Here is a 1,721-nt window from a genome sequence, read left to right on the forward strand (position 1 = left end):
GACCCGCCGATACACGGCCGACATTCTGGGTCGCACCACTAGATCCGTTCCACGATCAGGTCCGCCAACTTCTTGGGCTCGGACAGGAACGGCGAATGCCCGGTATTCAGCTCGACCCCGTCGCCGATCAACCCGGCCCACCGCCGCTGCGACACCACGGGAACCGCGCGGTCCTGCCCGCACACGATGTACTGGGACGGCTTGACCTTCCACGAGGCGACCCGCACCTCCTGCCCGAACGAGGCAGCCGACTGTGGCGACAGCTGCGCCTCCGCCCCGGCCGCGACCTCCGGATCGCAGTCGCTGTAGAACAGCCGGGAACCCCAGCCGGGTGCGACCGACAGCAATCCGTCGACATTGCTCAGCCACGGCGCGTTCCCGCCGCCGGTCAACGTCCGCATCGAGTCGCCCACGTCGGGGAGGAACGCCGCCAGGTAGACCAGCTGCGTCACGTTGTCCAGGTCGGCGGCGGCCTCGGTGACCACGACGCCGCCGTACGAGTGCCCGAGGAGGACAACCGGCCCGGGGATCTCCGACACGGTCGCCCGGAGCAATTCCGCGTCACTACGCAGGTCGCCGACGGTGGCCGGGTCCGTGCCCCGGCTGGTCAGGTCGAGCGTGACCACGTCGAGCCCCCGGGCACGCAGCTCCGGCTCGAACGCGGACCAGCACCACGCGCCGTGCCAGGCGCCGTGGACGAGGACAAGGGTGGTGGACATGGGATACCTCCTGGTCAACGGCTCGCGCCGAGGGTGAATCCGGTCAGGGAGGCGAAGAAGCCGCCGCGCTCGGCGGCTTCCTCCAACGGACGCCACCAGGCGTCCAGCTCGTCGGCCGTCATCCGCAGATCTCCCGCGGCCTGGGCGGCCAGCAGCCTGCCGCCCACCGACGGCCGATAGAACTCATAGGGCATGACCACGGTGAGCGGCGTGATCCCGATGTCGCGCGCGCCCAGGTCACGGAATCGGCGCGCCAGCTGCCTGCCGCTCCACTTGTTCGCGTGCCCGTCCGCGAGGCAGCGCACGACCTCACGGGTGGCATCGACATCCGGATGGTCGATCGTGGTCGTCTCGAAGTCGTAGTCGTACACCGCGACTCGCCCCCCAGGCCGCACCACACGAAGTAATTCCCGCGCCGCCGCGTCAATGTCCGCACAATGCATCAACACAAGCTTAGCCCGCACCGCATCGAACTCACCGTCCGCAAACCCCAACCCGGCCAGGTCATCAACCAGAAACTCGACCGCCCCCCCACGCCGACCGGCCTCCTCGACCATCGCGGCACTCAGATCGACCCCCACCACACGCCCGCCCGCCCCGACCAACCCGGCCAGCTCCCGCGCGTCGTCCCCCGTCCCACATCCCACGTCAAGCACCGCACGCCCAGCCAACGGCCCAAGCGCCTCGACAAGCTGTCCACGCATGGTCGCGTACGCCGCCAACTCATTGGCCCGATCCATGAACCGAATGAACCAGGACGCATCCGGCGCCCCATCCACCTCGGTAAACTCACTGACATTCCCCGCCACTGTCGTCATAACTGGGGCTCCCTCCACAGATGGCCTTCCCGGTCACCCCCGCAAAGGCGACCCACCAAGTCTTCTGTGCCACCCCACACCCAGACATCCCTTACCCACGCCATCTCCACTCCCATCCCGACCCACCCCATCTCCACTCCCATCCCGACCCACCCCATCTCCACTCCCATCCCGACCCACCCCA

Annotated in this window: 2 protein-coding genes; both read right to left on the reverse strand. The window is 68.4% G+C overall.

Annotation, left to right across the window (positions count from 1 at the left end; translation table 11 throughout):
* Window positions 1-38 precede the first annotated feature (38 nt).
* Window positions 39-719, reverse strand: a complete 681-nt coding sequence (locus tag C503_RS0136985; RefSeq protein WP_018687223.1) for an alpha/beta hydrolase — start codon at window positions 717-719, stop codon at window positions 39-41.
* Window positions 720-733: 14 nt separating this feature from the next.
* Complete coding sequence (locus tag C503_RS0136990) at window positions 734-1,459, reverse strand: methyltransferase domain-containing protein (RefSeq protein WP_211222535.1); 726 nt, start codon at window positions 1,457-1,459, stop codon at window positions 734-736.
* Window positions 1,460-1,721 lie beyond the last annotated feature (262 nt).

The organism is Actinokineospora enzanensis DSM 44649 (genome assembly GCF_000374445.1).
GTDB lineage: Bacteria > Actinomycetota > Actinomycetes > Mycobacteriales > Pseudonocardiaceae > Actinokineospora > Actinokineospora enzanensis.